The organism is Delftia sp. JD2 (genome assembly GCF_001682645.1).
Lineage (GTDB): Bacteria > Pseudomonadota > Gammaproteobacteria > Burkholderiales > Burkholderiaceae_C > Comamonas > Comamonas acidovorans.
Map to the genome: position 1 here is coordinate 26,620 of NZ_LFJT01000009.1, position 25,783 is coordinate 52,402.

General features: G+C 66.2%; 21 protein-coding genes. 8 read left to right on the top strand and 13 right to left on the bottom strand.

What is annotated here, in order from left to right; all coding sequences use genetic code 11:
* Nucleotides 1–14: 14 nt before the first annotated feature.
* Nucleotides 15–1,163: a glutamate 5-kinase gene (gene proB, locus ACM14_RS07230; RefSeq protein WP_012207281.1), complete on the top strand. Its 1,149-nt coding sequence runs from the start codon at nucleotides 15–17 to the stop codon at nucleotides 1,161–1,163.
* 66 nt (nucleotides 1,164–1,229) lie between these two features.
* Here the strand turns inward: proB and ACM14_RS07235 are convergent, their stop codons facing one another.
* On the bottom strand, nucleotides 1,230–1,919 hold the full coding sequence (locus ACM14_RS07235) for an RNA pyrophosphohydrolase (RefSeq protein WP_065345748.1): 690 nt from the start codon (nucleotides 1,917–1,919) through the stop codon (nucleotides 1,230–1,232).
* Between the two features lie 93 nt (nucleotides 1,920–2,012).
* On the opposite strand from ACM14_RS07235, the gene ACM14_RS07240 reads away from it, so the two are divergent.
* Both ACM14_RS07240 and ACM14_RS07245 read left to right on the top strand, forming a co-directional pair.
* Entirely contained in the window at nucleotides 2,013–3,758 is a 1,746-nt protein-coding gene (locus ACM14_RS07240; protein ID WP_065345749.1) for a proline--tRNA ligase, read from the top strand.
* On the top strand, nucleotides 3,755–4,408 hold the full coding sequence (locus ACM14_RS07245) for a lytic transglycosylase domain-containing protein (protein ID WP_034396910.1): 654 nt from the start codon (nucleotides 3,755–3,757) through the stop codon (nucleotides 4,406–4,408). Before ACM14_RS07240 ends, ACM14_RS07245 begins: the two co-directional genes overlap by 4 nt.
* 54 nt (nucleotides 4,409–4,462) lie before the next feature.
* On the opposite strand, the gene ACM14_RS07250 is transcribed toward ACM14_RS07245, so the two are convergent.
* The 5 genes from ACM14_RS07250 to hemA form a co-directional block, all read right to left on the bottom strand.
* The gene (locus tag ACM14_RS07250; RefSeq protein ID WP_034396907.1) at nucleotides 4,463–5,836 is read right to left on the bottom strand and encodes a hemolysin family protein; all 1,374 of its coding nucleotides are present in this window, start codon (nucleotides 5,834–5,836) and stop codon (nucleotides 4,463–4,465) included.
* 187 nt (nucleotides 5,837–6,023) lie between these two features.
* Complete coding sequence (gene grxD, locus ACM14_RS07255; protein ID WP_012207276.1) at nucleotides 6,024–6,347, bottom strand: Grx4 family monothiol glutaredoxin; 324 nt, start codon at nucleotides 6,345–6,347, stop codon at nucleotides 6,024–6,026.
* A gap of 116 nt (nucleotides 6,348–6,463) precedes the next feature.
* On the bottom strand, nucleotides 6,464–7,333 hold the full coding sequence (gene prmC / locus ACM14_RS07260; protein ID WP_065345750.1) for a peptide chain release factor N(5)-glutamine methyltransferase: 870 nt from the start codon (nucleotides 7,331–7,333) through the stop codon (nucleotides 6,464–6,466).
* A 10-nt stretch (nucleotides 7,334–7,343) separates the two neighbouring features.
* Nucleotides 7,344–8,426 carry a peptide chain release factor 1 gene (prfA, locus tag ACM14_RS07265; RefSeq protein ID WP_063328226.1) on the bottom strand — a complete coding sequence of 361 codons (1,083 nt, stop codon included), beginning with the start codon at nucleotides 8,424–8,426 and terminating at the stop codon, nucleotides 7,344–7,346.
* 172 nt (nucleotides 8,427–8,598) lie between these two features.
* Complete coding sequence (gene hemA, locus ACM14_RS07270) at nucleotides 8,599–9,924, bottom strand: glutamyl-tRNA reductase (RefSeq protein WP_012207273.1); 1,326 nt, start codon at nucleotides 9,922–9,924, stop codon at nucleotides 8,599–8,601.
* Between the two features lie 72 nt (nucleotides 9,925–9,996).
* Between hemA and ACM14_RS07275 the strand changes: the two genes are divergently transcribed.
* Nucleotides 9,997–10,272: a hypothetical protein gene (locus ACM14_RS07275; RefSeq protein WP_013800828.1), complete on the top strand. Its 276-nt coding sequence runs from the start codon at nucleotides 9,997–9,999 to the stop codon at nucleotides 10,270–10,272.
* Nucleotides 10,273–10,298: 26 nt separating this feature from the next.
* Here ACM14_RS07275 and ACM14_RS07280 read toward each other — a convergent pair whose 3' ends face one another.
* Nucleotides 10,299–11,246, bottom strand: a complete 948-nt coding sequence (locus tag ACM14_RS07280) for a LysR substrate-binding domain-containing protein (protein ID WP_139093387.1) — start codon at nucleotides 11,244–11,246, stop codon at nucleotides 10,299–10,301.
* A gap of 148 nt (nucleotides 11,247–11,394) precedes the next feature.
* Here ACM14_RS07280 and ACM14_RS07285 point away from each other — a divergent pair, with 148 nt between their 5' ends.
* Together ACM14_RS07285 and ACM14_RS07290 are read left to right on the top strand one after the other, a co-directional pair.
* Complete coding sequence (locus tag ACM14_RS07285) at nucleotides 11,395–12,387, top strand: tripartite tricarboxylate transporter substrate binding protein BugE (RefSeq protein ID WP_065345751.1); 993 nt, start codon at nucleotides 11,395–11,397, stop codon at nucleotides 12,385–12,387.
* Nucleotides 12,387–13,292: an N-formylglutamate amidohydrolase gene (locus tag ACM14_RS07290; RefSeq protein ID WP_065345752.1), complete on the top strand. Its 906-nt coding sequence runs from the start codon at nucleotides 12,387–12,389 to the stop codon at nucleotides 13,290–13,292. The genes ACM14_RS07285 and ACM14_RS07290 overlap by 1 nt, the downstream gene beginning before the upstream one ends.
* On the opposite strand, the gene ACM14_RS07295 is transcribed toward ACM14_RS07290, so the two are convergent.
* The 6 genes from ACM14_RS07295 to ugpB form a co-directional block, all read right to left on the bottom strand.
* On the bottom strand, nucleotides 13,289–15,715 hold the full coding sequence (locus ACM14_RS07295) for a DUF3772 domain-containing protein (RefSeq protein WP_065345791.1): 2,427 nt from the start codon (nucleotides 15,713–15,715) through the stop codon (nucleotides 13,289–13,291). The two genes, ACM14_RS07290 and ACM14_RS07295, sit on opposite strands and share 4 nt — an antisense overlap.
* A 153-nt stretch (nucleotides 15,716–15,868) precedes the next feature.
* Nucleotides 15,869–16,633, bottom strand: a complete 765-nt coding sequence (ugpQ, locus tag ACM14_RS07300; protein ID WP_065345753.1) for a glycerophosphodiester phosphodiesterase — start codon at nucleotides 16,631–16,633, stop codon at nucleotides 15,869–15,871.
* Nucleotides 16,634–16,723: 90 nt separating this feature from the next.
* A complete protein-coding gene (gene ugpC, locus ACM14_RS07305) occupies nucleotides 16,724–17,734 on the bottom strand; it encodes a sn-glycerol-3-phosphate ABC transporter ATP-binding protein UgpC (RefSeq protein WP_034396898.1) in 1,011 nt (336 codons plus the stop codon).
* A gap of 89 nt (nucleotides 17,735–17,823) precedes the next feature.
* Nucleotides 17,824–18,672 (bottom strand): sn-glycerol-3-phosphate ABC transporter permease UgpE, encoded by an 849-nt coding sequence (gene ugpE, locus ACM14_RS07310; RefSeq protein WP_012207265.1) that lies wholly within the window; start codon nucleotides 18,670–18,672, stop codon nucleotides 17,824–17,826.
* A 2-nt stretch (nucleotides 18,673–18,674) separates the two neighbouring features.
* On the bottom strand, nucleotides 18,675–19,556 hold the full coding sequence (gene ugpA, locus ACM14_RS07315) for a sn-glycerol-3-phosphate ABC transporter permease UgpA (RefSeq protein ID WP_012207264.1): 882 nt from the start codon (nucleotides 19,554–19,556) through the stop codon (nucleotides 18,675–18,677).
* 123 nt (nucleotides 19,557–19,679) lie between these two features.
* Nucleotides 19,680–20,984 (bottom strand): sn-glycerol-3-phosphate ABC transporter substrate-binding protein UgpB, encoded by a 1,305-nt coding sequence (ugpB, locus tag ACM14_RS07320; protein ID WP_013800834.1) that lies wholly within the window; start codon nucleotides 20,982–20,984, stop codon nucleotides 19,680–19,682.
* A gap of 420 nt (nucleotides 20,985–21,404) precedes the next feature.
* Between ugpB and ACM14_RS07325 the strand changes: the two genes are divergently transcribed.
* The gene (locus tag ACM14_RS07325) at nucleotides 21,405–25,319 is read left to right on the top strand and encodes a DUF3683 domain-containing protein (RefSeq protein WP_065345754.1); all 3,915 of its coding nucleotides are present in this window, start codon (nucleotides 21,405–21,407) and stop codon (nucleotides 25,317–25,319) included.
* Nucleotides 25,319–25,774, top strand: coding sequence for an HIT family protein (locus ACM14_RS07330; protein WP_065345755.1), 456 nt, complete (start codon nucleotides 25,319–25,321; stop codon nucleotides 25,772–25,774). Before ACM14_RS07325 ends, ACM14_RS07330 begins: the two co-directional genes overlap by 1 nt.
* Nucleotides 25,775–25,783 lie beyond the last annotated feature (9 nt).

Consider the following 25,783-nt stretch of genomic DNA (forward strand, 5'->3'; position numbering starts at 1 on the left):
ATCACTATCCATCCATGTCTTCCAACTTGTTGCGTGATGCCCATCGCATCGTGGTCAAGGTCGGCTCCAGTCTGGTGACCAATGAAGGTCGCGGTCTTGATGAAGCCGCCATCCAGGAGTGGAGCCGCCAGCTGGCGGCCCTGGTGCGCGGGGATGAGAGCCATGGCGGTCAGCGGCGCGAGGTGATCATGGTCTCCAGCGGCGCGGTGGCTGAAGGCATGAAGCGCCTTGGCTGGGCCGCGCGGCCCAAGGAGATCCATGAGCTGCAGGCCGCTGCAGCCGTGGGCCAGATGGGGCTGATACAGATGTACGAGTCCAAGCTGCGCGAGCAGGGCATGGGCAGTGCCCAGGTGCTGCTCACACATGCCGACCTGGCGGACCGCGAGCGCTATCTGAATGCGCGCAACACCTTGCTGACGCTGCTGGAGCTGGGCATCGTGCCGGTGATCAACGAGAACGACACCGTGGTCAACGATGAGATCAAGTTCGGCGACAACGACACCCTGGGTGCTTTGGTGGCGAACCTGATCGAAGCCGATGCCCTGGTCATCCTGACCGATCAGCGAGGCCTTTACAGCGCCGATCCGCGCAGCAATCCCGATGCGCGTTTCATCGACGTGGCAAATGCCGGCGATCCTGCACTGGAGGAGATGGCGGGCGGCGCGGGCTCGTCCATTGGCAAGGGCGGAATGATCACCAAGATCCTTGCGGCCAAGCGTGCGGCGGGCTCGGGTGCCTCAACCGTCATCGCCTGGGGCCGTGAACAGGACGTGCTGGTGCGTCTGGCTGCGGGCGAGTCCATTGGCACGCTGCTCGTGGCGCAGACCCACAAGAACCAGGCGCGCAAGCAGTGGATTGCCGACCATCTGCAACTGCGCGGTTCCGTGTCCGTGGATGCCGGTGCCGTGGCCAAGCTGCGCGACGAAGGCAAGAGCCTGCTGCCCATCGGCATGGTGAATGTGGATGGCGAATTCGCCCGCGGCGATGTGATCGCCGTGCGCGATGCGCTGGGCATCGAGGTGGCGCGTGGTCTGGCAAACTATGCAAGTGCCGAGGCGCGCCTGCTTTGTCGTAAGAGCTCGGTGGAGATCGAGCGCCTGCTGGGCTATTCCGCAGGCCCGGAGATGGTGCACCGCGACAACATGGTGATTGCCGGGCACTGATGCCTGCGCAATCGGGGCAAAGAAAAAGCGCACCCTCGGGTGCGCTTTTGCATGGAGCCTTTGGCTTCAGGCCTTGCCTGGATCGGGGTGCAAGATATGCTGCTGCCCTGACTGTGGATCAGGGTCGAAGCAGGCACCAGGCGGCAGCTCCATGCCGGGATTGACGCGAAAGCTGCCTGAGCGCGCCGGATGCAAGCCTGGAGCGCCATAGGTCTCGGGGCCTGTTTCATGGGCTTCCCTGGGGCGCATGCCGCTGCGAAGATAGCGGTTGCGCTGCTGCTCGCCCCGTGGCAGAAAGCGTGCCAGCTCGGTCAGGGCCATCTCGTAGACGCCGCGTTTGAACTCCACCACCACATCCAGTGGTACCCAGTAGTCGTTCCAGCGCCAGGCGTCGAATTCGGGGTGGTCCGTGGCACGCAGGTTCAAATCCCAGTCGTGACCCATGAGTTGCAGCAAATACCAGATCTGCTTCTGGCCTTTGTAGTGTCCGCGCGCATCGCGGCGGATGTACCGGTCTGGCACCTCGTAGCGCAACCAGTCCCGGGTGCGGGCGACCACGCGAACGTGGTTGGGCATCAACCCCACTTCCTCATGCAGTTCCCGGAACATGGCCTGTTCGGGTGTCTCCCCCCGGTCAATGCCGCCCTGTGGAAACTGCCAGCTGTGGGTGCGGATGCGCTTGCCCCAGAACACCTGGTTCTTTTGGTTGAGCAGGATGATGCCGACGTTCGGGCGAAATCCGTCCCGGTCAAGCATAATCGAACCCCAATTTTCTGAATTGTGTCCATTATGCACGGTGCCTTGCCAGCGGCAAGCACGCTGCCCCGATTCCCGCGAAGCCCCTGATCCATGAAAGCCTCCCAATTTTTCATCTCCACCCTCAAGGAAGCTCCGGCCGATGCCGAAGTGGTCAGCCACAAGCTCATGACGCGGGCCGGCCTGATCAAGAAGCTGGGCGCAGGCATCTATAACTACATGCCCATGGGACTGCGCGTGATCCGCAAGGTCGAGGCCATCGTGCGCGAGGAAATGAACCGTGCCGGTGCCGTGGAGGTGACCATGCCCGTGGTCCAGCCTGCCGAGATGTGGGAGGAGACCGGCCGCTTCGAGAAGATGGGCCCCGAGCTGCTGCGCATCAAGGACCGCCATGGCCGCGACTTCGTGATCCAGCCCACCAGCGAAGAGGTGGTGACGGACATTGCGCGCCAGGAGCTCAAGAGCTACAAGCAGCTGCCCAAGAATTTCTACCAGATCCAGACCAAGTTCCGCGACGAGCGCCGCCCGCGCTTTGGCCTGATGCGTGGCCGCGAGTTCATCATGAAGGACGCCTATTCCTTCGACAAGGACCGCGACACCGCCCAGATCAGCTACCAGACCATGCGCGCGGCCTACAAGCGCATCTTCGATCGCTTCGGCCTGCAGTACCGTGCCGTGCGTGCCGACAGCGGCGCCATCGGCGGTGATCTGAGCGAGGAATTCCAGGTGATCGCCTCCACGGGCGAAGACGCCATCGTCTACTGCCCCAGCAGCGACTACGCCGCCAATATCGAGAAGGCCGAGGCCCTGGCGCCTGCAGGCCCCCGTCCCGCTGCAGCCCAGGCCATGGCCCGTGTGGCAACGCCGGGCAACAGCACCTGCGAATCCGTGGCTGCCCAGCTGGGCCTGCCGCTGTCGCAGACGGTGAAGTCCCTGGTGCTGGCCACCGACAAGCTCGACGACAAGGGTGATGTGGCGGGAAGCCAAGTCTGGTTGCTGCTGCTGCGTGGCGACCATGAGATGAACGAGATCAAGGTGGCCAAGGTGCCTGGCCTGGACGTGGGCTTCCGCTTTGCCACCGTGGCCGAGATCGAGGAGCACTTCGGTTGCCAGCCCGGGTACCTGGGCCCCATCGGCCTGAAGCAGCCCGTGAAGCTGGTCGTGGACCGCGAGGTCGCCGTGATGGCCGACTGGGTCTGCGGCGCGAACGAGGCCGACTTCCACATCACCGGCGTGAACTTCGGCCGTGACCTGCCCGAGCCTGATGTTGTGGCCGACCTGCGCAATGTGGTGGCCGGCGACAAGTCCCCCGATGGCGCAGGCGAGCTGGCCATTGAGCGCGGCATTGAAGTCGGCCATGTGTTCTACCTGGGCACCAAGTACTCCCAGGCCATGAACGCCACCTTCCTGGCCGAGAACGGCAAGCCCTCGCTGTTTGAAATGGGTTGCTACGGCATTGGCGTGACACGCCTGCCGGCTGCCGCCATCGAGCAAAACCATGATGAGCGCGGCATCATCTGGCCCGACGCGATTGCGCCCTTCACCGTGGTGGTCTGCCCCATCGGCATGGACCGCAGCGAGCCCGTGAAGGAAGCTGCCGAGAAGCTGCATGCCGAGCTGCTGGCACTGGGCGTGGACGTGATCCTGGACGACCGCGGCGAACGCCCGGGCGCCATGTTTGCCGACTGGGAACTGATTGGCGTGCCGCACCGCGTGGTGCTGTCCGACCGGGGCCTGAAGGAAGGCCAGGTCGAGTACCAGCATCGCCGCGACACGGAAGCGACCAAGATGGCCGCTGCCGATGTGCTGGGCCATCTCAAGCAGAGGCTGGGTCTGTGAGCCAGGCCCCCGTGATAGCGCGCCGCGATTGCCTGCGCCTGGCGGCTTCGCTGGGTGCTGCGCCGTTGCTGGGCGCGGTGGCCGCGCCCGCCTGGGCTGGCGGGCAGCTGGAAGAGCCGCTGGCCGATTCGGTGCGCACCGCGCTGAGTTCGGCCGTCACGGGATCGGCGCCGCCCGAGCTGCGCTTTGCCTCCACCGAGGCCCGCATGGACTACCTGCGCTGGCTCACGGCCAGCAGCGAGCGCCTGCGCTCGCGCAAGCCCGAACTTGCAACACGGCTGGAGTTCCTGCAGACCGTTTGGTACGAGGCCAAGCGCGCCGGCCTGGAAGTCTCGCTGGTGATGGGACTGGTGCAGGTGGAGAGCGCGTTCCGCAAGTTCGCCATATCCAGCGTGGGCGCGCGCGGCTATATGCAGATCATGCCGTTCTGGATGCGGCTGATCGGCGATGGCGACATCGGCAAGCTGTTCCATATGCAGACCAATCTGCGCTTTGGCTGCGTCATCCTGCGCCACTATCTGGACCGTGAAAACGGCGATGCCTACATGGCGCTGGGCCGCTACAACGGCAGCCGCGGCCAGCCCCAGTATCCGAATGCGGTGTTTGCTGCGCAGCGCCGCTGGGAGATCGAGCCCTCGCGCTCGGCATGAGGGGGCGCAGACTGGCGCCTGGCGGCAGTCCTGCAGGCCTGCCTTGCTGCGTTTTCAGGACGACGTGTCCGGCGACATGCTGGACACCTTGGCTACGGCCGCGGCCGTGTCGCCTGCGTTGGGCGGGGCGGCCGGGCTGCTGCCGGACATGCGTGTGACCAGCACCTGGTCGATACGGTAGCTGTCCACGTCCATGACCTCGAAGCGGTAGCCGCCCCATTGCACGGTGTCCGTGCGCCTGGGAATGCGCCTAAGCATGACCATGAGGAAGCCCCCCAGGGTTTCGTAGTCCTCGGAATGCGGCAACTCGTCGAGCTCCAGGGCCTGCATCACATCCTCGACCGGCGTGACGCCATCGATCAGCCAGGAGTTCTCGTCGCGGCGCAGGATCTGTTCCTCGTCGCCGGGGCTGACGAGGCCGCCCATCACCGTGCTCATCACGTCATTGAGCGTGACCACGCCGACCACCAGGCTGTACTCGTTGACGATGACGGCAAAGTCCTCATGCACCTGGCGGAACTGCTCCAGCACCTCGGCCAGCGTCAGGCGGTCCGGCACGACCAGCACCTTGTGGACCAGCGAATCGTCCATGAGCGATAGGGACTGGTTGTTCAGCGCCCGCTGGAACAGGTCCTTGGCATCGACATAGCCGACGATGTGGTCGATGTCGCCGTCGCACACGGGGTAGGTGGAAAAAGGCTCCTCGGCAATGCGGACCCTGATCAGTTCGTCGGGGTCGTCGCGGTGGAAGTAGGCGATGCGGTCGCGCTGCGTCATGGCCGAACCGATGGTGCGCGAGTCCAGCTCGAACAGGTTGGCAATCACCTGCTGCTCCTTCGCGGCCAGTACGCCTGCGCGCGCGCCGGCTTCGGTCATGGCCAGGATGTCTTCGTGGGTGATGCGGTCATCGCGCACCGTGGGCAGGCCGAACAGCTTGGCAACGGCGTCGGCCAGATGGTTGAAGCACCAGACCAGGGGCTTGAGCACCGCCATGCACCAGAGCATGGGACGCAGCACGCGGATGGCCAGGGCCTCGGGCTCGGCCATGCTCAGGCGCTTGGGCAGCAGGTCGGCGAACAGGATGAACAGGGAGGTGACGCTGGCGAACGAGAGCAGGAAGCCCACGGTCTGCGCACGGCTGTCGGGCAGCCAGAGCATCAGCAGCTCGGCCAGATAGGGGGTCAATGCCCCTTCGCCCACCACGCCGCCCAGGATGGCGACGGCATTGAGCCCAATCTGCGTGACCGTGAAATATTCGCCCGGCTGGGCCTGCATCTTCATGACCAGTTCGGCGCGGGGTTCGCCGTCCTCCATCATCTGCCGCAGTCGCAGGCGCCGCGAGGCGGCCAGCGAGATCTCGGCCACGGAGAAGAAGGCACTGGTCAATATCAGCGCGACGATCAACAGCAGACTTTGGGACAGACTCATAGGCAGGGCGGAGAAGCGGGCGCAGGCGCGCTTTTCCGGATGTGAAAGATGTGACCATTCGACCACACATCGCATGCCCCTGGCCCTGAGGCATGCCCGGGGAGTCCGCCGGCAGCGCGGCACAGGCGAAAAAAAGCCACCCGAAGGTGGCTCGATGCTGCGCCGAAGGCGCGTGGTGCGAGAAGGCTCAGGCCTTGGGTGCCAGCAGCTGCTGCAGCTCGCCCGACTCGTACATCTCCATCATGATGTCCGAGCCGCCGATGAACTCGCCCTGCACGTAGAGCTGGGGGATCGTGGGCCAGTTGCTGTAGTCCTTGATGCCCTGGCGGATTTCCTGGTCTTCCAGCACGTTGACGGTGGAGATGTCCTTGGTTTCCACGCCGCAGGCCTTGAGGATCTGGATGGCGCGGCCAGAGAAACCGCACATGGGAAAGCTGGCGCTGCCCTTCATGAACAGCAGGATGTTGTTGCTCTTGACCAGTTGGTCGATGCGTTGCTGGGTGTCGCTCATCTGTGTGGTGCTCCGGGGTCGTGGTGGGCGCCGCAGGCGCGGCGGCATGGATGGGATTATTTCACTCTCGGCGCGGACTTTGAAAGCATGCGGGATTGCTGCGCTCAGGCCAGAGCTCAGGTCAGAGCTCTGGCCTGCCCTTGCCATTGCCCGCCCGTGCAGCGGGCAATGCCGCCCAGGTCGTGGCGATGTTGCACGTCGCCAAAGCCGGCATGGCACAGCAGGGCGGCCACGGCATCGGCCTGGTCCCAGCCATGCTCCATCAGCAGCCAGCCGCCGCGGGCCAGCAGCGCGGGCGCCTGAGCGATGATGGCGCGGATATCGGCCAGGCCATCGGCACCGCTGGCCAGTGCCGACAGCGGCTCATGCGCCAAGGCCTGCAGGTGCGGATCGTCGTCGCGGATATAGGGCGGGTTGCTGACGATGAGGTCGAACGGTGCTTGCCCTGCCAGCGGCTGGAGCCAGCTGCCATGTGCGAACTGCACGCCCAGTTGCAGGCGCGTGGCATTGGCGCTGGCCACGGCCAGTGCGTCGGCGCTGGCATCCACGGCCCAGACCGTGGCGCCGGGGCGCTGGCTTTGCAGGGCAAGGGCTATGGCGCCGCTGCCGGTGCCCAGGTCCACCGCGCGGCAAGCGGGGGCTGCCTGGGACTGAATTGGCATGAGCTCCAGCGCCCAGTCCACCAGGGTCTCGGTATCGGGGCGTGGGTCGAGCACACGCGCGTCCACGGTCAGATCGAGCCCGTAGAACTCCTTGTGGCCGAGCAGGTAGGCAACGGGTTCCGCGCCAAGACGGCGTGCGCACAGCGCGGCATAGGCCTCGGCCTGGGGTCCGGTCAGCATGTCCTCGTCATGGGTCAGCAGCCAGGCGCGGCCGCCAGACTGGCGCCCGAGCACATGCAGCAGCAGCATTTGCGCGTCGATGCGCGCAAGCCCCAGGGCCTGGGCCTGCTGCAGCGCTTCTTTGACGATGGGTGGATTGGCCATGGCCCGGGCCTCAGTTGTTGACCTGCAGCTCGGCCAGCAGTTCGGCCTCGCGTGCGGCCTGCAGCGCGTCGAGCACATCGCCCAGGTCGCCTTCCATCACGGCCAGCAGTTTGTAGATGGTGAGGTTGATGCGGTGGTCGGTGAGCCGGCCCTGCGGGAAGTTGTAGGTGCGGATGCGGTCGCTGCGGTCGCCGCTGCCGATCAGGCCCTTGCGCAGTGCGGCCTCCTTGGCTTCGCGCTCGCTGCGCTCCTTCTCCTGCAGGCGCGCCTGCAGCACCTGCAGGGCCTTGGCCTTGTTGCTGTGCTGGCTGCGGCCGTCCTGGCACTCGGCGACGATGCCCGTGGGCAGGTGGACCACACGCACGGCCGAGTCGGTCTTGTTGATGTGCTGGCCGCCGGCGCCGCTGGCGCGGAAGGTGTCGATGCGCAGGTCGGCCGGGTTGAGCGTGATGGCCTGGGTTTCGTCCGGCTCTGGCATGACGGCGACGGTGCAGGCGCTGGTGTGGATGCGGCCCTGGGTCTCGGTGGCCGGCACGCGCTGCACGCGGTGGCCGCCGGATTCGAAGCGCAGGCGACCGTAGACGTCGGTGCCTTCCACGCGCAGCACCACTTCCTTGTAGCCGCCCAGCTCGCTTTCATTGGCGCTCATGATCTCGACCTTCCAGCCCACGGCGTCGCAGTGGCGCGTGTACATGCGGGCCAGGTCGCCTGCGAACAGGGCCGATTCGTCGCCGCCCGTGCCTGCGCGGATTTCGAGGTAGGCGTTGCGCGCGTCATCGGGGTCCTTGGGCAGCAGCAGGCGCTGCAGCTCGTCCTCAAGCTGGACCAGCTCGGCCTCGGCGCTGGCGATTTCCTCCTGCGCCATGTCGGCCATGTCGGGGTCGGAGAGCATGTCCCGCGCGGCGGCCAGATCGGCCTCGCGCTGGCGGTGGCGCGCATAGCGGCCTGCAATGGCGGTGACGTCCGCGTGCTCGCGCGAGATGGCGCGGTACTGCTTCATGTCGCCCATGATGTCTTCGCGCGAGAGCAGGAAGTTGAGTTCTTCAAGGCGCTGGGCGTAGCGCTCCAGTTGTTGGCGCAGAAAGTCTTGCATGGTGTGGGCGGTGGTGCGAAGGGCTGCTCGGGCAGCACTGCGGCGGGAAACGTGGGGGCCTGGAAGGGCGGATGGGCCTTAAAAACCGGGAGGGGCGGGGAGGGGCCGCAAGTGCGGCCGGGGCGCCACAGGCCCGCTGGCACGCAGCCCTGCGCAGGGGCGGCGAGCGCCGCTAGAGCGCCTTGTCGGGGGCCGTGCCGCGCGGGCCGCTTTGGGCCGAGCGCAGGAACAGGCGCGAGACCGTGTCCATGGTCTGGCTGCGCTGGTCGGCATCGCCCTTGTGCAGCTCGGCCAGGGTGCCGTGCAGCATTTTCTGCGTGAGGCCGCGCGACAGGGCCTCCAGCACGGTGTCGATGTCTTCGCCCTTGGCCAGCAGCTTCTTGGCGCGCGCAATCTCCAGCGCACGCCATTCATCGGTCTGGGTGTTGAGCTGGCGGATCAGCGGCACAACGCCGGCCTGCGGGCGGCGCTGGTCCAGCCAGTGCATGAAGCTTTGCACGCCATGGTCGATGATGACTTCGGCCTGCTCGACCGCTGCCTGGCGCTGGGCCTGGCCCGTGCGCACCACGGTGGCCAGATCGTCCACGGTGTAGAGGTAGACGTCGCGCAGGTCCTTGACCTCGGATTCGATATCGCGCGGCACGGCCAGATCGACCATGAACATGGGGCGGTGCTTGCGCTTCTTGAGCGCGCTTTCCACGGCGCCCAGGCCGATGATGGGCAGGCTGGACGCCGTGCAGCTGATCACGGCATCGTATTCATGCAGATGGTCGGGCAGGTCGGCCAGCCGCATGGTGCCGGCGCCGAACTGGGCAGCCAGCTTCTCGCCGCGCTCCAGCGTGCGGTTGGCGATCATGATCTGCTTGGGGTGGCGGGCCGCGAAGTGGGTGGAGACCAGCTCGATCATCTCGCCCGCGCCCACGAACAGCACGCGGATCTGGGACAGGTCTTCGAACAGCTGGCCGGCCAGCCGCACGGCGGCAGCGGCCATGCTGATGCTGTGGGCGCCGATCTCGGTGGAGCTGCGCACTTCCTTGGCCACCGCGAAGCTGCGCTGGAACAGCTGGTTCAGCGTGCTGCCCAGGGCGCCTGCGTTCTCTGCGGCGCGCACGGCATTCTTCATCTGGCCCAAAATCTGGGCCTCGCCCAGCACCATGGAGTCGAGCCCGCTGGCCACGCGGAAGGCATGGCGCGCCACATGGCCGTCTTCCAGCAGATAGGAGTGCGAGCGCAGCAATTCGGACGAAATACCGCCGCTGTTGGCCAGCCAGTGCAGGGTGTGGTCCATGGCCGGCATCTCGGCCGCGCAGTAGATCTCGGTACGGTTGCAGGTGGAGAGAATGGCGGTCTCGACGGCGCTGTGCTGGCGGCCCGGGCCGGTCAGCGATTCGCGCAGACCCTGCAGCGTGGGCACGATCTGGTCAAGCGCGAACGCGAAACGTCCCCGCATATCAAGCGGAGCCGTGTGGTGGTTGATGCCGAGTGCCCAGACTGCCATAACCCGGGATTATAAAATTTCGCGCAGTTTCAGGCATCCCTGATCACAACACCCTGGAATCGGAGCCCGCACATGGGATGGATTGCGAGTACGAATCATTGGCTGAACTTCCTGGCGCCTGCACTTTTCCTGTCGCCGGCCCTGATGTTGTGCGCGCTTTTGATCTATGGAAAATCGCAGCAATCCCTTGCCTGGTGGTTGCAGGTTGCTATCAATTTGGTTGTTGGTGCGCTGGTATTGCTGGCCGGTTTGTGGTGGTTCGGGCGCGATGCAAAGATGGCCACCTACACCGCCCTGGTGCTCGTGATGGCGCTTTGCCAGTGGGTGCTTTCGCGCGGCTGGCGCTGATGGCTGACAGCAAAGATTGATGCAGATCAACGGAAGAGGGCGTTTCTCCCGGCGATCAGGGGCCTGAGACTGCGGCTGGAGGCACCCGGCGCGGCCTGCTCCAGCAGCCATGCGCGGAACTGCACAAACGCTTCGGAAGGCGCCCGCGCGGCCGGCCGGCACAGAAAGTAGCCGCGTTCGATGTGGACGGGTGCAGGCAAGGCAAGGGCCACGCGGCCGGCGGCCAGGTCTTCCTCCACCAGGCAGCGCTGCACCAGGGCCACGCCCATGCCGGCGGCCACGGCCTGGACCAGCAGAGCCACCAGTTCGAAGTCCGCCGCAGGCGCGGGGCAGGGCCCGGGCAGGCCGAGGTGGCTCATCCAGCGCGCCCAGTTGCCCGGATAGTTGGTGTGAAACAGCAAGGGGCGCGCAAGCACATCCGCTGCGCTGCGAATGGCTTGCGGGCCCTGCAATTCGCGCGGATGGCAGATGGGCACCAGATCGCGGCCCACCACATAGTCGGCCACCACATGGGCGGGCCAGGGTTCGCTGCCCACGCGCAGCCAGCCGTCGATCTCGGCGGCGGACAGCGGGTCATCGCGCCGGTAGGGGGCGAACGAAAGGACGATGCCCGGATGCAGGGCGTTGAATCGTGGCAGGCGTGGAATCAGCCAGTGGCTGAACAGCGTGGGAACGACCGACAACCGCAGTTGCGGGCCGAAGTGGCGCCTGCGTGCGGCGGCCGAGGCCGATTCGATGGCGTGTACGGAGGGCTCCACGGCTTGCAGGTATTCCCGGCCAGCCTCGGTCAGCACGCTGCGCCGGCCCTGGCGCTCGAAGAGGGCAAAGCCCAGGTGCTCTTCCAGCCGGGCGATGGCGCGGCTGATGCCGCCCTGGGTGACATACAGCTCCTGGGCTGCCAGCGAGTAGCTGCCCAGGCGCGCAGCCGCCGCAAAGGCGTGCAGCTCGGAAAGCGAGGGAGAGTGCATGCGCATGACGGACGCAATTATGACGGTTTGTCATAGTTGCTTGCCGTCTTGTCTCTTTTCGCGCGTGCGGCGGCTGTCCAGAATCGGCGCCTGTTCCGCGAAGCCCTGCCCTGCCGCAGGCCGCTCTTTCATCCATCACGAGAGGAAACACACCATGGCAATGCGCCGCACCCTGTTGTCCAGCCTGGCCGCCTGCGCCGCCGCTGCTCTTTTGGCTCCCGTCGCCTGGGCCCAGGGCCCGGCTGCCGACTATCCCAGCCGACCGATCCGCCTGGTCGTGCCGTTTGGCGCGGGCGGCTCCACCGACATGGTGGCGCGTCTGCTGGCCGAGAAGATGAGCGTGATCCTGGGCAAGTCCGTGGTGGTGGACAACCGGGGCGGGGCGGGCGGCTCCATTGGCGCCTCCGAAATTGCGCGTGCTGCGGCCGATGGCTACACCATCGGCATGGCCACGGTGAGCACGCATGGCTCCAACCCGGCCATCTTCCGCAAGCTGCCCTACGACCCGATCAAGGACTTCGCGCCCATCACCAATGTGATGTCCGTGCCCAGCGTGTTCGTGATCAACGCCAGCGTGCCCGCCAAGACCATGAAGGAGTTCATCGCCCTGGCCAAGGCCCACCCGGGCAAGTACAGCTTTGCCTCGCCGGGCACAGGTTCCCTGGGCCACGCCAACATCGAGAATTTCATGAACCTGGCTGGTATCGACCTGCTGCACATCCCCTACAAGGGCGCGGGCCAGGCCATCACCGACGCGCTGGGTGGCCAGGTCAACGCCATGACGGACAACCTGCCCTCCACGCTGCCCCACATCAAGGACGGCAAGCTGCGCCCGCTGGCCGTGCTGGCCTTCAAGCGCGCCGACGTGCTGCCCGACGTGCCCACCTACACCGAGCTGGGCTTCCCGCAGATGGGTGATGGCGGCTGGTTCGGGCTGGTCGCACCTGCCGGCACGCCGCGCCCCATCATCGACAAGCTCAATGCGGCTGCGCACAAGGCCATGGCCATGCCTGACTACCTGGAAAAGCAAAAATCCATCTCGGGCGAGTCCATGGGCAACACGCCCGAGGAATTTGCCAAGCAGATCAAGGCCGCCATCGAGCGCTACACGGCCGTGGCCAAGCGCGCCAACATCAAGCTCGACTGATGAACCGCATGGCACAGACCGATTTTCTGCGCCCCCGGCCGGACACCCCGGTCGTGGTGCATCCCGCCACCGGCGAGGTGCTGCCCATCGTCTGCGACTCGCCGCACAGCGGCACGTCCTATCCCGAGGATTTCGGCCATGCCGTGCCCATGTCCCTGCTGCGCCGTGGCGAGGACACGCATGTGGCCGCGCTCTGGGACCAGTGGCCCGCGCATGGCGCAACGCTGATCGAGGCCACCTTTCCGCGCACCTACATCGACCCCAACCGCAGCGAGGCCGACCTGGACCCCGCCCAGATCGACGGCCAGTGGCCCGTGCCCCTGGCGCCCAGCGTCAAGACCCGCCAGGGCCTGGGCCTGATCTGGCAGCGCATCAGCCGGGACGGCGTGGCCACGCCGCTGTATGAACGCCCGCGCACGGTGGCCGAGGTGGAGCACCGCATCGCGCGCTACTGGCGTCCCTACCATGCGGCGCTGGCGCAGGCCATCGATGACAGCGTGCAGCGCTTTGGCGGCGTCTGGCACCTGAACCTGCACTCCATGCCCAACGATGTCTACAAGCGCCTGGGCCGTACCGACGCGCCGCCGCTGGCCGACTTCGTGCTGGGCGACCGCGACGGCACGACCTGCGCGCCCGAGTTCATCCAGCTGGTGGGCGAGACGCTGGCGGGCTTTGGCTACAGCGTGGCCTACAACGAGCCCTACAAGGGCGTGGAGCTGATCGGCCGCATAGGCCAGCCGCACCTGGGCCGGCACAGCCTGCAGATCGAGATCCGCCGGCCGGTCTACATGGACGAGGACACGCGCGAGCCCAACGCGGGCTTCGAGCCGCTGCGCGGCCATCTGCGTGAGCTGATGGCCGTGGTTGCGGCGCATGTGCGATCTGAAATGGCAGGGCGAGGCTAGGCCGGGCTGGCGGGGTCGCCGGGCATGGGCGGCGTGCCTGGCGAGCCCGGCATGCCTGTCACCACCGGCGCCGCCACCGAGGTGGTGGCCGGTGGCGACAGGTACAGGCCCGCGCCCTTGAGCGAGGCCAGGATGCTGAACAGCACATCGCTGCGCACCCCGCCCGCATTGCGCGGGTTGCCCACGTAGCCGATGGCCAGAAAGGTCAGCGTGCCGTTGGCAATGCCTTCGAGCTGCACCAGAGGCTCGGGCGTGTCCAGGATGCCTTCATGCGTGCGAAAGGCCTCCAATATCAGGGTGCGCATGCGTTCGGCATCGGTGTCCAGCGGTGCGGGCAGGCGCAGCAGCACGCGCCCGGGCGCGCCGGCCAGCGTCATGTTGCGCACGGTCTTGGTGATGAATTCCGAGTTGGGCACGATGACGGTGGAGCGGTCGCCCAGCTGGATCTCGGTGGCGCGCACGTTGACGCGGCGCACGTCGCCCTCGGTATCGCCCAGCACAACCCAGTCGCCCACTTTCACGGGCCGCTCGGCCAGCAGGATCAGGCCCGAGATGAAGTTCTGCACGATAGCCTGCAGGCCAAAGCCAATCCCCACCGACAGCGCACTGGCCACCCAGGCAATGCGCTCCACGCTGATGCCCAGCCCCGCCAGCGCTACGGCCACCACGAAGATGCCGCCCACATAGCCCAGCAGCGTGGTGATGGAGCTGCGCATGCCCGGCTCCAGCGAGGTGTTGGGGAAGTAGCGATCCGTCAGCCAGCGCTTGATCACGCGGATCACGATCAGGCCCGTGACGATCACGGCGAATGCGGTGAACAGGGCCTGCGGCGCCATGGTGAAGTCGCCCACCTTGAGGCTGTGGTTCACCGTGCTGCCGCGGCGAAATACCTCGTCCGGCCCCGTGCCCAGCGGGGCCAGCAGGGCGATCACCATGTAGAACAACAGGGCCACGCGAAGCAGGCCCGAGACCAGCACCGAGGCCTGGTCCAGCAGCCGGCCCTCGATGCCCAGGCTCTGGTTCAGCCGGGTGCCGAAGCTGCCCTTGGACGACAGCAGGGCCTCGCACAGATCGTCGCCCAGCTGGAACAGCAGGTAGGTGGTGGCGAACACCACGCCGGTCCACACCATCTGGCGCGCCAGCGTTCCGGCCAGCGCCACATAGCCGGTCACGGCCAGCGCAATGGTGGCAATGCTGGCCACCGCCGCACAGGCCACGAGCAGGCCCACCCACAAGGGCCGGGGCGGCACGGGCTCTGCCTGGGCGCCGTCTTCCTGCGCGACCGGCGCCGGCGCGCGCAGATGCCGCAGGGCCAGCATGACCACGGCCGAAATCACTAGGGCCGACAGGGCGTGCACCGTGACCTCGGCGGCCAGGCTGGCGCCGATGATGGCGTTGACCTCGGTCACCAGGCCGTTGAGCGCGGCTCCGGCGGCAATCCACCAGGGATAGGGGCTGAGCCGCTCGGCCAGCTCGTCCGACACGCCGGGCAGGCGCCAGGAACTGCGCCTGCGCGACAGCAGGGTCTGGCCCAGCGACACCACGAAGGCGCCGAACAGCGTGACCTGCACACTGGCCTTGGCCAGCGCGTCCAGCGATTCGCTGAAGCCATCGCCGGCCTTGAGCACGCTCCAGGCCAGTTGCGCTGCCAGGCCGATCAGCAGCGTGTTGATCAGCACGGTGGCCGCCGCGCGCAACGAGCGGCGCAGGCGGCCGCTGGGTAGGCGCGCGGGCGCGGCGCGCACCAGCAGACGCTCGGCCAGCCAAGGGCCGAGCAGGGCGATCAGCAAGGCGGCGGCCAGGCTGGCGATGAAGCCGCCCCGGCGATCGGACGCCATGGTGGAGGCGACGGCCTGGCGCAGCTCGCGCCCCAGGCCCTGCAGGCGCGCCGCGTCCAAAGGCGCGGCAGCGCGCAGGTTGCGCCAGAAGGGCCGGCCCAGCGGCGAGTCGGTGCGGGCCGTCAGCGCGGCCTGGAATTGTTCGCGGCGCTGGCGTATCAGCTCGTTGCCGCGCTGGTCGGCATCGACCGACACCAGCCGCGCGAGTTTGAGTTCGGAATCCACGGCGCTGCGCTGCCTGGCCAGGCTGGCGCGCTGCTCGGCCACATCGGGCGCATCGGCAGGGGCGCCTTTTTCGGGCGCGGGGCCCAGGCCGGCCAGGCGCGAATCGATGTCGGCCAGTTCCTCGGTGCGGCGGGCCGCCACCTGGTCGGCCGCAGTGCCTATGGCCGCAGCCTCGTCCAGCAGCTTGCGGCCGTCATCGTCCTCGGCCAGCTTGCGGGGAATGGCGTCCAGCTGCTTGCGCAGATCGTCCACGCTGGGCAGGGCGGGCCGGCCGTCGGGCGCCGCCGTGGCCTCCGCTGCCGTGCGGTCCTGCGCATGGGCCGGAGCGGGCGCAGTGAGGACCAGCATGGCCAGGACCATCAGGCCGGTGGCCAGGCATTGGCGCAAGGCCTGCGCCCACGTAGGGCGCAGCGGGAGAGGGCACGGGCGGGGCGGTGTCATGGACGCACATTGTGCGGCGGGCCGCCGCGACGGTTGTTTCCAAAGGTCCGGCCCCGCCAGCCGGCAGCCGCCTCAGCGCGATGCGGGACTGAACATATCGACACGGTCGGTGATGACGCCGTCCGTGCCCAGGTCGATCAGGCGCTGCGCGGCCCATTCGTCGTTGACCGTATAGCTGCTACAGCGCAGGCCCGCGCCATGCACCTTGGCGACCAGCGCGGCGTCCCACAGCGCATGGTTGAGCACCATGGCCGCGCAGCCCAGGTCCAGCGCGGTGCGCAGGTCGGCGTCTCCCGTGGCATCGGCCAGCTTGTCCACCAGCAGGCCGCGCGGAATGTGCGGTGCCGTGTCGCGTGCGCCCTTGAGCGCATCGGTCTTGAACGAGGTGAACAGCGGCTGGATGCGATTCCTGGGCCAGATGCGGTTCATCAGCTCGCCCGTGGCGCGGCCCGTGGCCTCTTCCTGGCCGGGCGTGGGCTTGATCTCCACGTTCAGGAAGAAGTGGTTGGCCAGGCACCAGCGCGCCAGGGCTTCCAGCGTGGGCAGGGCCTCGCCCGCAAAGGCGCGCGAGTGCCAGCTGCCGGCGTCCAGCTGGGCGATCTCGCCCATGGACAGGTCGCCACCAGCGCCGTGGCCGTTGGTGGTGCGCTCCAGCGTGGCGTCGTGCATCAGGAACAGCACGCCGTCGGCAGACAGCTTGGCATCGCACTCGAACATGCGATAGCCATGCGCGGCGCCCAGGCGGAAGGCGGCCATGGTGTTCTCGGGCGCCAGCTTGCCTGCGCCGCGGTGGGCCACCCACAGGGGGTAGGGCCAGGATTTCAGGTTCTCGGTCATGGCGAGTCCGTCAAAAGAAGGGAGCTTGGATGGAAAAAGAGAGCCTCTGGGGCTCTCTTGGAAAAGGTCGGAGAACCGGCCTTCAGGGGATCAGATCCGCTTTCCGGATTCTGCGTCGAACCAGTGCAGGCGACGCTCTTCGGAAGGACGCACGCGCATGGTCTCGCCGGACTTGGGGAAGGGCGCGCCTTCGTCGATGCGCACCGTCATCGTCTCGCCATTGAGCGAACCATAGACCAGGCGTTCGGCACCCAGCATTTCAACGGTGTCCACCTTGATTTCCCAGCCGCCTTCGCTGACGACGACCAGATGCTCGGGGCGGATGCCCAGGATGCGGCCGGCCGTGCCGCCGGGCGCGTTCTTGAGCAGGTTCATCGGGGGCGAGCCGATGAAGCTGGCCACGAAGGTGGAGGCGGGCGTGTGGTAGACCTCTTCGGGCGTGCCGAACTGCTCCATCACGCCGCCGTTCATGACGATCATGCGCTGGGCCAGGGTCATGGCCTCGACTTGGTCGTGGGTCACGAACAGGCTGGTGATGCCCAGCTCGGCGTGCAGCTTCTGGATCTCGATGCGGGTCTGGCCGCGCAGCTTGGCGTCCAGGTTGGACAGCGGCTCGTCGAACAGGAAGACCTTGGGCTGGCGCACGATGGCGCGGCCCATGGCCACGCGCTGGCGCTGGCCGCCCGACAGCTGGCGCGGCTTGCGGTCCAGCAGATGGGACAGCTCCAGGATCTTGGCGGCCTTGTCCACGCGGCGCTTGATCTCCTCGGGCGGCACCTTGGCGATCTTCAGGCCGTAGGCCATGTTCTCGTAGTTCGACATATGCGGGTACAGCGCATAGTTCTGGAACACCATGGCGATGTCGCGCTTGGCCGGTTCCACGTCGTTGACCACCTTGTCGCCGATCAGCAGCTGGCCGTCGGAGATCTCCTCCAGGCCCGCCACCATGCGCAGCAGGGTGGACTTGCCGCAGCCCGAAGGGCCGACGATGACGACGAACTCGCCGTCCTTGATTTCGGCGTTGACGCCGTGCAGTACCTGGTTGGCCGACGGGCCCTGGCCGTAGCGCTTGATCAGGTTGCGAAAGGAAATGGATGCCATACGAAGATTCTGGTTGAGTCGCAGAGCGAAGGGCGCTGGCGCTTGCTCTGCGGGGTTCTATACGGTGGGTTGGGGCGGCGGCGGGCGGTTTACTTTTCGGTGTCCACCAGGCCCTTGACGAACCAGCGCTGCATCAGGATCACCACGGCGGCGGGCGGCAGCATGGCCAGCAGGGCCGTCGCCATCACCACGTTCCAGTCGTTGCCGGTATCGCCGCTGGCCACCATGCGCTTGATGCCGATGACCACGGGGTACATGTCTTCCGAGGTGGTCACGAGCAGCGGCCACAGGTACTGGTTCCAGCCGTAGATGAACTGGATCACGAACAGCGCCGCGATCGAGGTCTTGGACAGCGGCACCAGCACATCCTTGAAGAAGCGCATGGGGCCTGCGCCGTCGATGCGGGCGGCCTCCACCAGCTCGTCCGGCACCGTCAGGAAGAACTGGCGGAACAGGAAGGTGGCCGTGGCCGAGGCGATCAGCGGAATCGTCAGGCCGGCGTAGCTGTTGAGCATGCCCAGCGTGGAGACGACTTCGTAGGTCGGGCCGATGCGCACTTCCACGGGCAGCATCAGGGTCACGAAGATCAGCCAGAAGCAGATCTTCTTGAACGGGAAGCGGAAGTACACCAGCGCGAAGGCCGACAGCAGCGAGATCGCGATCTTGCCCACGGTGATCACCATGGCCGAGACGAAGCTGATCCACATCATGCGTGCCACGGGCGCGCTGGAGCCGGGGCCCGAGCCGCCGAACAGCGCGGCCTTGTAGGTTTCCCAGAAGTTGCTGCCGGGCACCAGGGGCATGGGCACCTGGATGATGTCCTGCGGCGTGTGCGTGGAGGCCACGAAGGCCAGGTACAGCGGAAAGCCGACGATGATCACGCCCAGCACCATGATCAGGTGCGAGAAAAAGGAGAGAAGGGGACTGCGTTCAACCATGATCAGTACTGCACTTTCTTCTCAACATAGCGGAACTGGATCACGGTCAGTGCAACCACGATCACCATCAGCACGACCGACTGCGCGGCCGAGCCGCTCATGTCCATGGCCTTGAAGCCGTCGTGATAGACCTTGTAGACCAGGATGGAGGTGTCCTGTCCCGGACCGCCCTGGGTCGTGGCGTCCACGATGCCGAAGGTGTCGAAGAAGGCATAGACCACGTTCATCACCAGCAGGAAGAACGTGGTGGGGGACAGCAGCGGGAACTGGATGTCCCAGAAGCGGCGCATGGGGCCCGCGCCGTCTATGGCGGCGGCCTCGATCAGCGACTTGGGGATGGACTGCAGGCCCGCAAGGAAGAACAGGAAGTTGTAGGAAATCTGCTTCCAGATCGCGGCGATGACGATCAGCGTCATGGCGTTGCCGGAGTTCAGCAGGTGGTTCCAGTCATAGCCGATCATGCGCAGCGCATAGGCCACGACGCCGATGGACGGCGAGAACATGAACACCCACAGCACACCCGCCACGGCGGGCGCAACGGCATAGGGCAGCAGCAAGGCGGTCTTGTAGGCAAGCGCGCCCTTGATCACGCGGTCCGCAAAGATGGCCAGCATCAGCGACAGCGCAATGCCGAACACCGCCACCAGCACGGAAAAGATGGCCGTGGTCTTGAACGAGGCCAGGTAGGCAGGGTCATCCAGCAGGTGCTGGAAGTTGGCAAACCCCACCCATTCGGTGGAGAAGCCAAACGTATCCTGCGCCTGGAACGACTGCACGATGGCCTGGCCTGCAGGCCAGAAAAAGAAGACCAGCACGATGACCATCTGTGGTGCTATCAGCAACCACGGCAGCCAGGCGGATCGAAAAAGAACGCGTTTTTCCATGACGGAACTCGGTAGAACAAAACAGCCCGCAAACCGGATGGCCGTGGGGCCGCCGGTTGCGGGCCTGTGATGCACGGTGCGGGCTGCCTGCGCAGCGGCCACACCGCAGATCACATGGGAGGATTACTTGTTGGCCCGGGCGAAGCGGCCCAGTTGCTCGTTGCCACGGGTGACAGCGGTGTCCAGGGCTTGCTGGGGAGTCTTCTTGCCAGTCCAGATCTGTTCGGTTTCCTCATCGATGATGGTGCGGATCTGAACGAAGTTGCCCAGGCGGATGCCGCGCGACTTGTCGGTGGTCTTGCGGATCATCTGCGTCACGGCGGTATCGGTGCCGGGATGCTTTTCGTAGAAGCCCGAAGCCTCGGTCAGCTTGTACGCAGCGGTGGTCACGGGCAGGTAGCCGGTGCGCTGGTGGCTGGCGGACTGGATCTTGGTGTTGTTCAGGAAGTTGAAGAAGTCAGCCACGCCCTTGTAGCGTTCGGCGCTCTTGCCGGCCATCACCCACAGGGAGGCACCGCCGATGGCAGTGTTCTGGGGCGCGCCCTTTACATCGGCGTAGTAGGGCAGTTGCGACTGGCCGAAGGCGAACTTGCCTTCCTTGACCACGCGGGCATACAGGCCGGAGGAGCCGGTGATCATCGCGCACTCGCCGGAAGCGAAGGCGGCGTCAGGCACGTTGCCGCGGCCCTTGTAGACGAAGCTGCCATCCTTGGCGGCCTTGGCCAGGTTCTCGAAGTGCTTGACGTGCAGCGGCGAGTTGAACACCAGCTTGGCATCGGTGCCGTCAAAGCCGTTGTTCTTGGTCGCGTACAGGGTGTTGTGCCACAGCGAGAAGCTCTCCAGCTGGGTCCAGCTCATCCAGCTCGTGGTCAGTGCGCAGCGGTGGCCCGAGGCCTTGAGCTTTTCGGCGGCGGCGAACACTTCGGGCCAGGTCTTGGGCGGCTTGTTCTCGTCCAGGCCTGCCTTCTTGAAGGCGTCCTTGTTGTAGTAGAAGATGGTGGTCGAGCTGTTGAGCGGGTAGCTCATCATCTGGCCGTTGGGGGCGGTGTAGTAGCCGGCCACGGCGGAGATGTACTCGCCCTGGTCGAACTTGAAGCCGCCGTCGTTCATGATCTTGGTGACGGGCACCACGGCGCCCTTGGAGGCCATCATGGTGGCCGTGCCCACTTCGAAGACCTGCAGGATGTCAGGCGCGTTGCCGGCGCGGAACGCGGCGATGGCGGCCGTCATCGACTCGTCATACTGGCCCTTGTATGTCGGCACGATCTTGTACTGGGTCTGGCTGGCGTTGTACTCCTTGGCCAAGTCGTTCACCCAGTCGCCCAGGGCTGCGCTCATCGAGTGCCACCACTGGATTTCGGTTTGGGCTTGTGCCGAGATGGTGGTGGCCGCGATCGCGGCTGCCATGGCCAGTTGCTTCAGTTGCATGAGGACTCCTCTAGTTCGGTGACGGTTTCAGACCGCTGCCACGGTAAGGCAGGGGCATGACATGTCTGTGTCATTGTTTTCGGATGCTTCGTACCGCACTACAGGCCAAACCCGGTGAGCCGCTGGTCCCGTATGTCAGTCGTGTGACAAAAAATGACACGCGAAGCGGCGCTATTTTAGGTCAATACCATTTCGTTTCAAAAGCCGGGTTGTTCGTATTGGCTCGTTTGTGCTCTTTCTGTATAAGGCACCTTCACCGGGCTCCGTAAGATCCCGCCACGTTGGCGAGGGCTGGCTTCGCGGGCCAAGACGGCGCGCCGTCCAGAGCCCCGTGGGAAGCGCATCCTCGGGGCGCTCGCTTAAAATTGCGCTCCCACTTGGCTTAGCGGCGCCCCGAGAGCGCCAGACACGGTCTACCCCATGAATGTACCGATTGCGTTGGCAGCCCTGCAGGCACAGGCTGCCGAACCTGCACGTCTGCGAGAGATTCCCTACAACTACACCTCGTTTTCCGATCGCGAGATCGTGATCCGCCTGCTGGGCACGTCCATGTGGGATGTGCTCAACCAGCTGCGCCAGGAGCGGCGCACGGGCCGCTCCGCCCGCATGCTCTATGAGGTGCTGGGGGACATCTGGGTCGTTCAGCGCAATCCCTACCTGCAGGATGACCTGCTGCACAGTCCCGACCGCCGCAAGTCGCTGGTGGAGGCCCTGGAGCACCGCCTGGGCGAGATCGACAAGCGCCGTGCTCCGCAGCAGGACCCCGTGCGCGATGCGCTGGTGGGCCAGCTGGTGGATGCGGCGCGCCGCGCCGTGCATGAGTTCAACGCCACCTTCGTCGAGGCCGAGCAACTGCGCCGCCGCGTGCAGAAAAGCCTGGGCCGCCACACGGCCAAGGACAACATCAAGTTCGACGGTCTGTCGCGCGTGGCCCATGTGACGGACGCCACCGACTGGCGCGTCGAGTACCCCTTCGTCGTGCTCACCCCCGATACCGAAGCCGAGATGGCCGCCCTGGTGCGTGCCTGCATCGAGCTGCGCCTGACCATCATTCCGCGCGGCGGCGGCACGGGCTACACGGGCGGTGCGATCCCGCTGACCTGGCGCAGCGTGGTGATCAATACCGAAAAGCTTGAAGCCATGACCGAGGTGGAGATGCGCCGCATTCCCGGCGTGGACCACGAGGTGCCCACCATCTTCACCGAAGCCGGCGTGGTCACGCAGCGCGTGGCCGATGCGGCCGAGCGCGCGGGCTTCGTCTTCGCCGTGGACCCCACATCGGCCGAGGCCTCGTGCATCGGCGGCAATGTCGCCATGAATGCGGGCGGCAAGAAGGCCGTGCTCTGGGGCACGGCGCTGGACAACCTGGTGTCCTGGCGCATGGTGACGCCCGATGCACAGTGGCTGGAAGTCACGCGCGTGGGCCACAACCTCGGCAAGATCCATGACGCCGAGATGGCCAGCTTCGAGCTGCAGTACTTCGAGGCAGACGGCAAGACCCCCATCCGCAGCGAGCGGCTGGACATTCCCGGCCAGAAATTCCGCAAGGAAGGCCTGGGCAAGGACGTGACCGACAAGTTCCTGTCGGGCCTGCCGGGCATCCAGAAGGAGGGCTGCGACGGCCTGATCACCAGCGCGCGCTGGGTGGTGCACCGCATGCCCGAGCACACGCGCACGGTCTGCATGGAGTTCTTCGGCAACGCCAAGGACGCCGTGCCCAGCATTGTCGAGATCAAGGACTTCATGTTCGCCGAGCAAAAGCGCTCGGGCGTGCTGCTGGCCGGCCTGGAACACCTGGACGACCGCTACCTGAAGGCCGTGGGCTACGCCACCAAGAGCAAGAAGGGCAACGGCCATCTGCCCAAGATGGTGCTGCTGGGCGACATTGCCGGCGACAACGCCGACGATGTGGCCCGCGTGGCCGCCGAGGTGGTGCGCATTGCCAACTCGCGCAACGGCGAAGGCTTCACGGCCGTCAGCGCCGAGGCGCGCAAGAAATTCTGGCTGGACCGCAAGCGCACGGCCGCCATCTCGCGCCACACCAACGCCTTCAAGATCAATGAAGACGTGGTGATCCCGCTGCCCCGCATGTGGGAGTACACGGACGGCATCGAGCGCATCAACATCGAACTGTCGCTGCGCAACAAGCTCAAGCTGTGCGATGCGCTGACGGACTTCTTCCAGCACGGCGACCTGCCGCTGGGCAAGCAGGACGATGCGGGCGACATCCCCTCGGCCGAGCTGCTGGAGGACCGCGTGCAGCAGGCCCTGGCCCTGGTGGCCGACGTGCGCACGCTGTGGCAGGGCTGGCTCGACGATGTCGAGAACCTCTTCTCGCAGCTGCAGGACCACACGCTGCGCGCCAGCTGGAAGACCCAGCTGAAGGCGCCCATGGCCCAGATCTTCGCGGGCGCGGCCTTCCAGCCGCTGCTGGCCGAAGTCAACGCCATCCACCAGCGCGTGCTCAAGGGCCGTGTCTGGGTGGCGCTGCACATGCACGCCGGCGACGGCAACGTGCACACCAATATTCCGGTCAACAGCGACGACTACGAGATGCTGCAGACTGCCCATGAGGCCGTGGCACGCATCATGGTGCTGGCCCGCCATCTGGACGGCGTGATCTCGGGCGAGCACGGCATCGGCATCACCAAGCTGGAGTTCCTCAGCGACGACGAGCTGGCGCCCTTTGCCGCCTACAAGCAGCGCGTGGACCCCGAAGGCCGCTTCAACAAGGGCAAGCTGATCCGCAACGAGAAGCTGCAGGCCGTGGTAGGCCAGAGCCATGACGGCCGCTCGCCGCGCGAATCGCTGATGTTCGCCGACCTGACCAACGCCTACACGCCCAGCTTCGGCCTGATGGGGCACGAGTCGCTGATCATGCAGCAGAGCGACATCGGCGCCATCGCCGACTCGGTCAAGGACTGCCTGCGCTGCGGCAAGTGCAAGCCCGTGTGCGCCACCCACGTGCCGCGCGCCAACCTGCTGTACAGCCCGCGCAACAAGATCCTGGCGACCTCGCTGCTGGTCGAGGCCTTCCTCTACGAGGAGCAGACGCGCCGCGGCGTGTCGCTGCGCCACTGGCAGGAGTTCGAGGACGTGTCGGACCACTGCACGGTCTGCCACAAGTGCTTCAACCCCTGCCCGGTGAAGATCGACTTCGGCGACGTGACCATGAACATGCGCAATTTGTTGCGCAAGATGGACAAGAAGAGCTTCAGGCCCGGCAACAAGCTGGCCATGGCCATGCTCAACGCCACAAATCCGGACACCATCAAGTTCATGCGCTCGGCCATGGTCGGCGTGGGCTTCAAGGCCCAGCGCCTGGCCTCCGACGTGCTGCACAGCCTGGCCAGGAAGCAGACCCAGCGTCCGCCGGCCTCGGTGGGGCGTGCTCCCCTCAAGGAGCAGGTGATCCACTTCGTCAACAAGAAGCTGCCGGGCGGCCTGCCCAACAAGACGGCGCGCGCCCTGCTGGACATCGAGGACAAGGACTACGTGCCCATCATCCGCAGCCCGCAGACCACGAGCGCGGACACCGAGGCGGTGTTCTACTTCCCCGGCTGCGGCTCCGAGCGCCTGTTCAGCCAGGTGGGCCTGGCCACCCAGGCCATGCTCTGGCATGCCGGCGTGCAGACCGTGCTGCCACCCGGCTACCTGTGCTGCGGCTATCCCCAGCGCGGCAGCGGCCAGTTCGACAAGGCCGAGAAGATGATCACGGACAACCGCGTGCTCTTCCATCGCGTCGCCACCACGCTCAACTACCTGGACATCAAGACCGTGGTGGTCAGCTGCGGCACCTGCTACGACCAGTTGCAGGGCTACGAGTTCGGCAAGATCTTCCCGGGCAGCCGCATCATCGACATCCACGAATACCTGCTGGAAAAGGGCGTGACGCTGCAGGGCAAGGAGGGCTACCTCTACCACGACCCCTGCCACTCGCCCATGAAGCTGCAGGACCCGATGAAGACCGTCAAGGCGCTGGTGGGTGAGGGTGTGGTCAAGAGCGAGCGCTGCTGCGGCGAATCGGGCACGCTGGGCGTCACGCGCCCCGACATCTCCACGCAGATCCGCTTCCGCAAGGAAGAGGAACTCAAGAAGGGCGAGGCCGCGCTGCGCGCCAGCGGCGCCCTGGCCGAGAAGGACAACGTGAAGATCCTCACCAGCTGCCCCAGCTGCCTGCAGGGCCTGTCGCGCTACGGTGGCGACATGAACAACGGCCTGCTGGAAGCCGACTACATCGTGGTCGAGATGGCGCGCCAGATCCTGGGCGAGAACTGGATGGCCGAGTACGTGCAGCGCGCCAACGCCGGCGGCATCGAACGGGTTCTGGTCTGATGGCTGCTCCCGCTTCCTGCCTCCTGTGCGCCACAGAAGGCGGCCTGCCTGTCTGGCGCGGCCGGTGCCTGCGCGTAATCCGCGCGCAGGAGGAGGGCTTCCCGGCCTTCTACCGCGTGGTCTGGAATGCGCATGCGGCCGAGTTCTCCGACCTGGACGCCGCCGACCGCCAGCACTGCATGGATGCCGTGGTCGTGGTCGAGCGCGTCTTGCGTGAGCGCCTTGCTCCGGCCAAGATCAACCTGGCGGCACTGGGCAACATGGTGCCGCACCTGCACTGGCATGTGATTGCGCGCTTTGACTGGGACAGCCATTTCCCGGGCGCGGTCTGGGCCCCGGCCCAGCGCCCGCGCAATGGCGAGCGCGAGGCCGAGGTGGCAGCGCGCTTGCCAGCCATAGACACGGCGCTGGTCCAGGCACTCGATGCCTGGCAGCAGCACCCCGCCACTGAATGAGGAGCACCG

Bases quoted from the DNA above. Each gene is read 5' to 3' on its own strand.
- ACM14_RS07280 (WP_139093387.1), bottom strand. From the start codon at position 11,246: ATGCGCATGCACTCTCCCTCGCTTTCCGAGCTGCACGCCTTTGCGGCG.
- ACM14_RS07290 (WP_065345752.1), top strand. From the start codon at position 12,387: ATGAACCGCATGGCACAGACCGATTTTCTGCGCCCCCGGCCGGACACC.
- ugpA (WP_012207264.1), bottom strand. From the start codon at position 19,556: ATGGAAAAACGCGTTCTTTTTCGATCCGCCTGGCTGCCGTGGTTGCTG.
- prmC (WP_065345750.1), bottom strand. From the start codon at position 7,333: ATGGCCAATCCACCCATCGTCAAAGAAGCGCTGCAGCAGGCCCAGGCC.
- ACM14_RS07325 (WP_065345754.1), top strand. From the start codon at position 21,405: ATGAATGTACCGATTGCGTTGGCAGCCCTGCAGGCACAGGCTGCCGAA.
- ACM14_RS07275 (WP_013800828.1), top strand. From the start codon at position 9,997: ATGGGATGGATTGCGAGTACGAATCATTGGCTGAACTTCCTGGCGCCT.
- ACM14_RS07330 (WP_065345755.1), top strand. From the start codon at position 25,319: ATGGCTGCTCCCGCTTCCTGCCTCCTGTGCGCCACAGAAGGCGGCCTG.
- ACM14_RS07285 (WP_065345751.1), top strand. From the start codon at position 11,395: ATGGCAATGCGCCGCACCCTGTTGTCCAGCCTGGCCGCCTGCGCCGCC.
- prfA (WP_063328226.1), bottom strand. From the start codon at position 8,426: ATGCAAGACTTTCTGCGCCAACAACTGGAGCGCTACGCCCAGCGCCTT.
- ACM14_RS07240 (WP_065345749.1), top strand. From the start codon at position 2,013: ATGAAAGCCTCCCAATTTTTCATCTCCACCCTCAAGGAAGCTCCGGCC.
- ugpB (WP_013800834.1), bottom strand. From the start codon at position 20,984: ATGCAACTGAAGCAACTGGCCATGGCAGCCGCGATCGCGGCCACCACC.
- hemA (WP_012207273.1), bottom strand. From the start codon at position 9,924: ATGGCAGTCTGGGCACTCGGCATCAACCACCACACGGCTCCGCTTGAT.
- ugpC (WP_034396898.1), bottom strand. From the start codon at position 17,734: ATGGCATCCATTTCCTTTCGCAACCTGATCAAGCGCTACGGCCAGGGC.
- ugpE (WP_012207265.1), bottom strand. From the start codon at position 18,672: ATGGTTGAACGCAGTCCCCTTCTCTCCTTTTTCTCGCACCTGATCATG.
- ACM14_RS07295 (WP_065345791.1), bottom strand. From the start codon at position 15,715: ATGGTCCTGGCCATGCTGGTCCTCACTGCGCCCGCTCCGGCCCATGCG.
- grxD (WP_012207276.1), bottom strand. From the start codon at position 6,347: ATGAGCGACACCCAGCAACGCATCGACCAACTGGTCAAGAGCAACAAC.
- proB (WP_012207281.1), top strand. From the start codon at position 15: ATGTCTTCCAACTTGTTGCGTGATGCCCATCGCATCGTGGTCAAGGTC.
- ugpQ (WP_065345753.1), bottom strand. From the start codon at position 16,633: ATGACCGAGAACCTGAAATCCTGGCCCTACCCCCTGTGGGTGGCCCAC.
- ACM14_RS07235 (WP_065345748.1), bottom strand. From the start codon at position 1,919: ATGCTTGACCGGGACGGATTTCGCCCGAACGTCGGCATCATCCTGCTC.
- ACM14_RS07250 (WP_034396907.1), bottom strand. From the start codon at position 5,836: ATGAGTCTGTCCCAAAGTCTGCTGTTGATCGTCGCGCTGATATTGACC.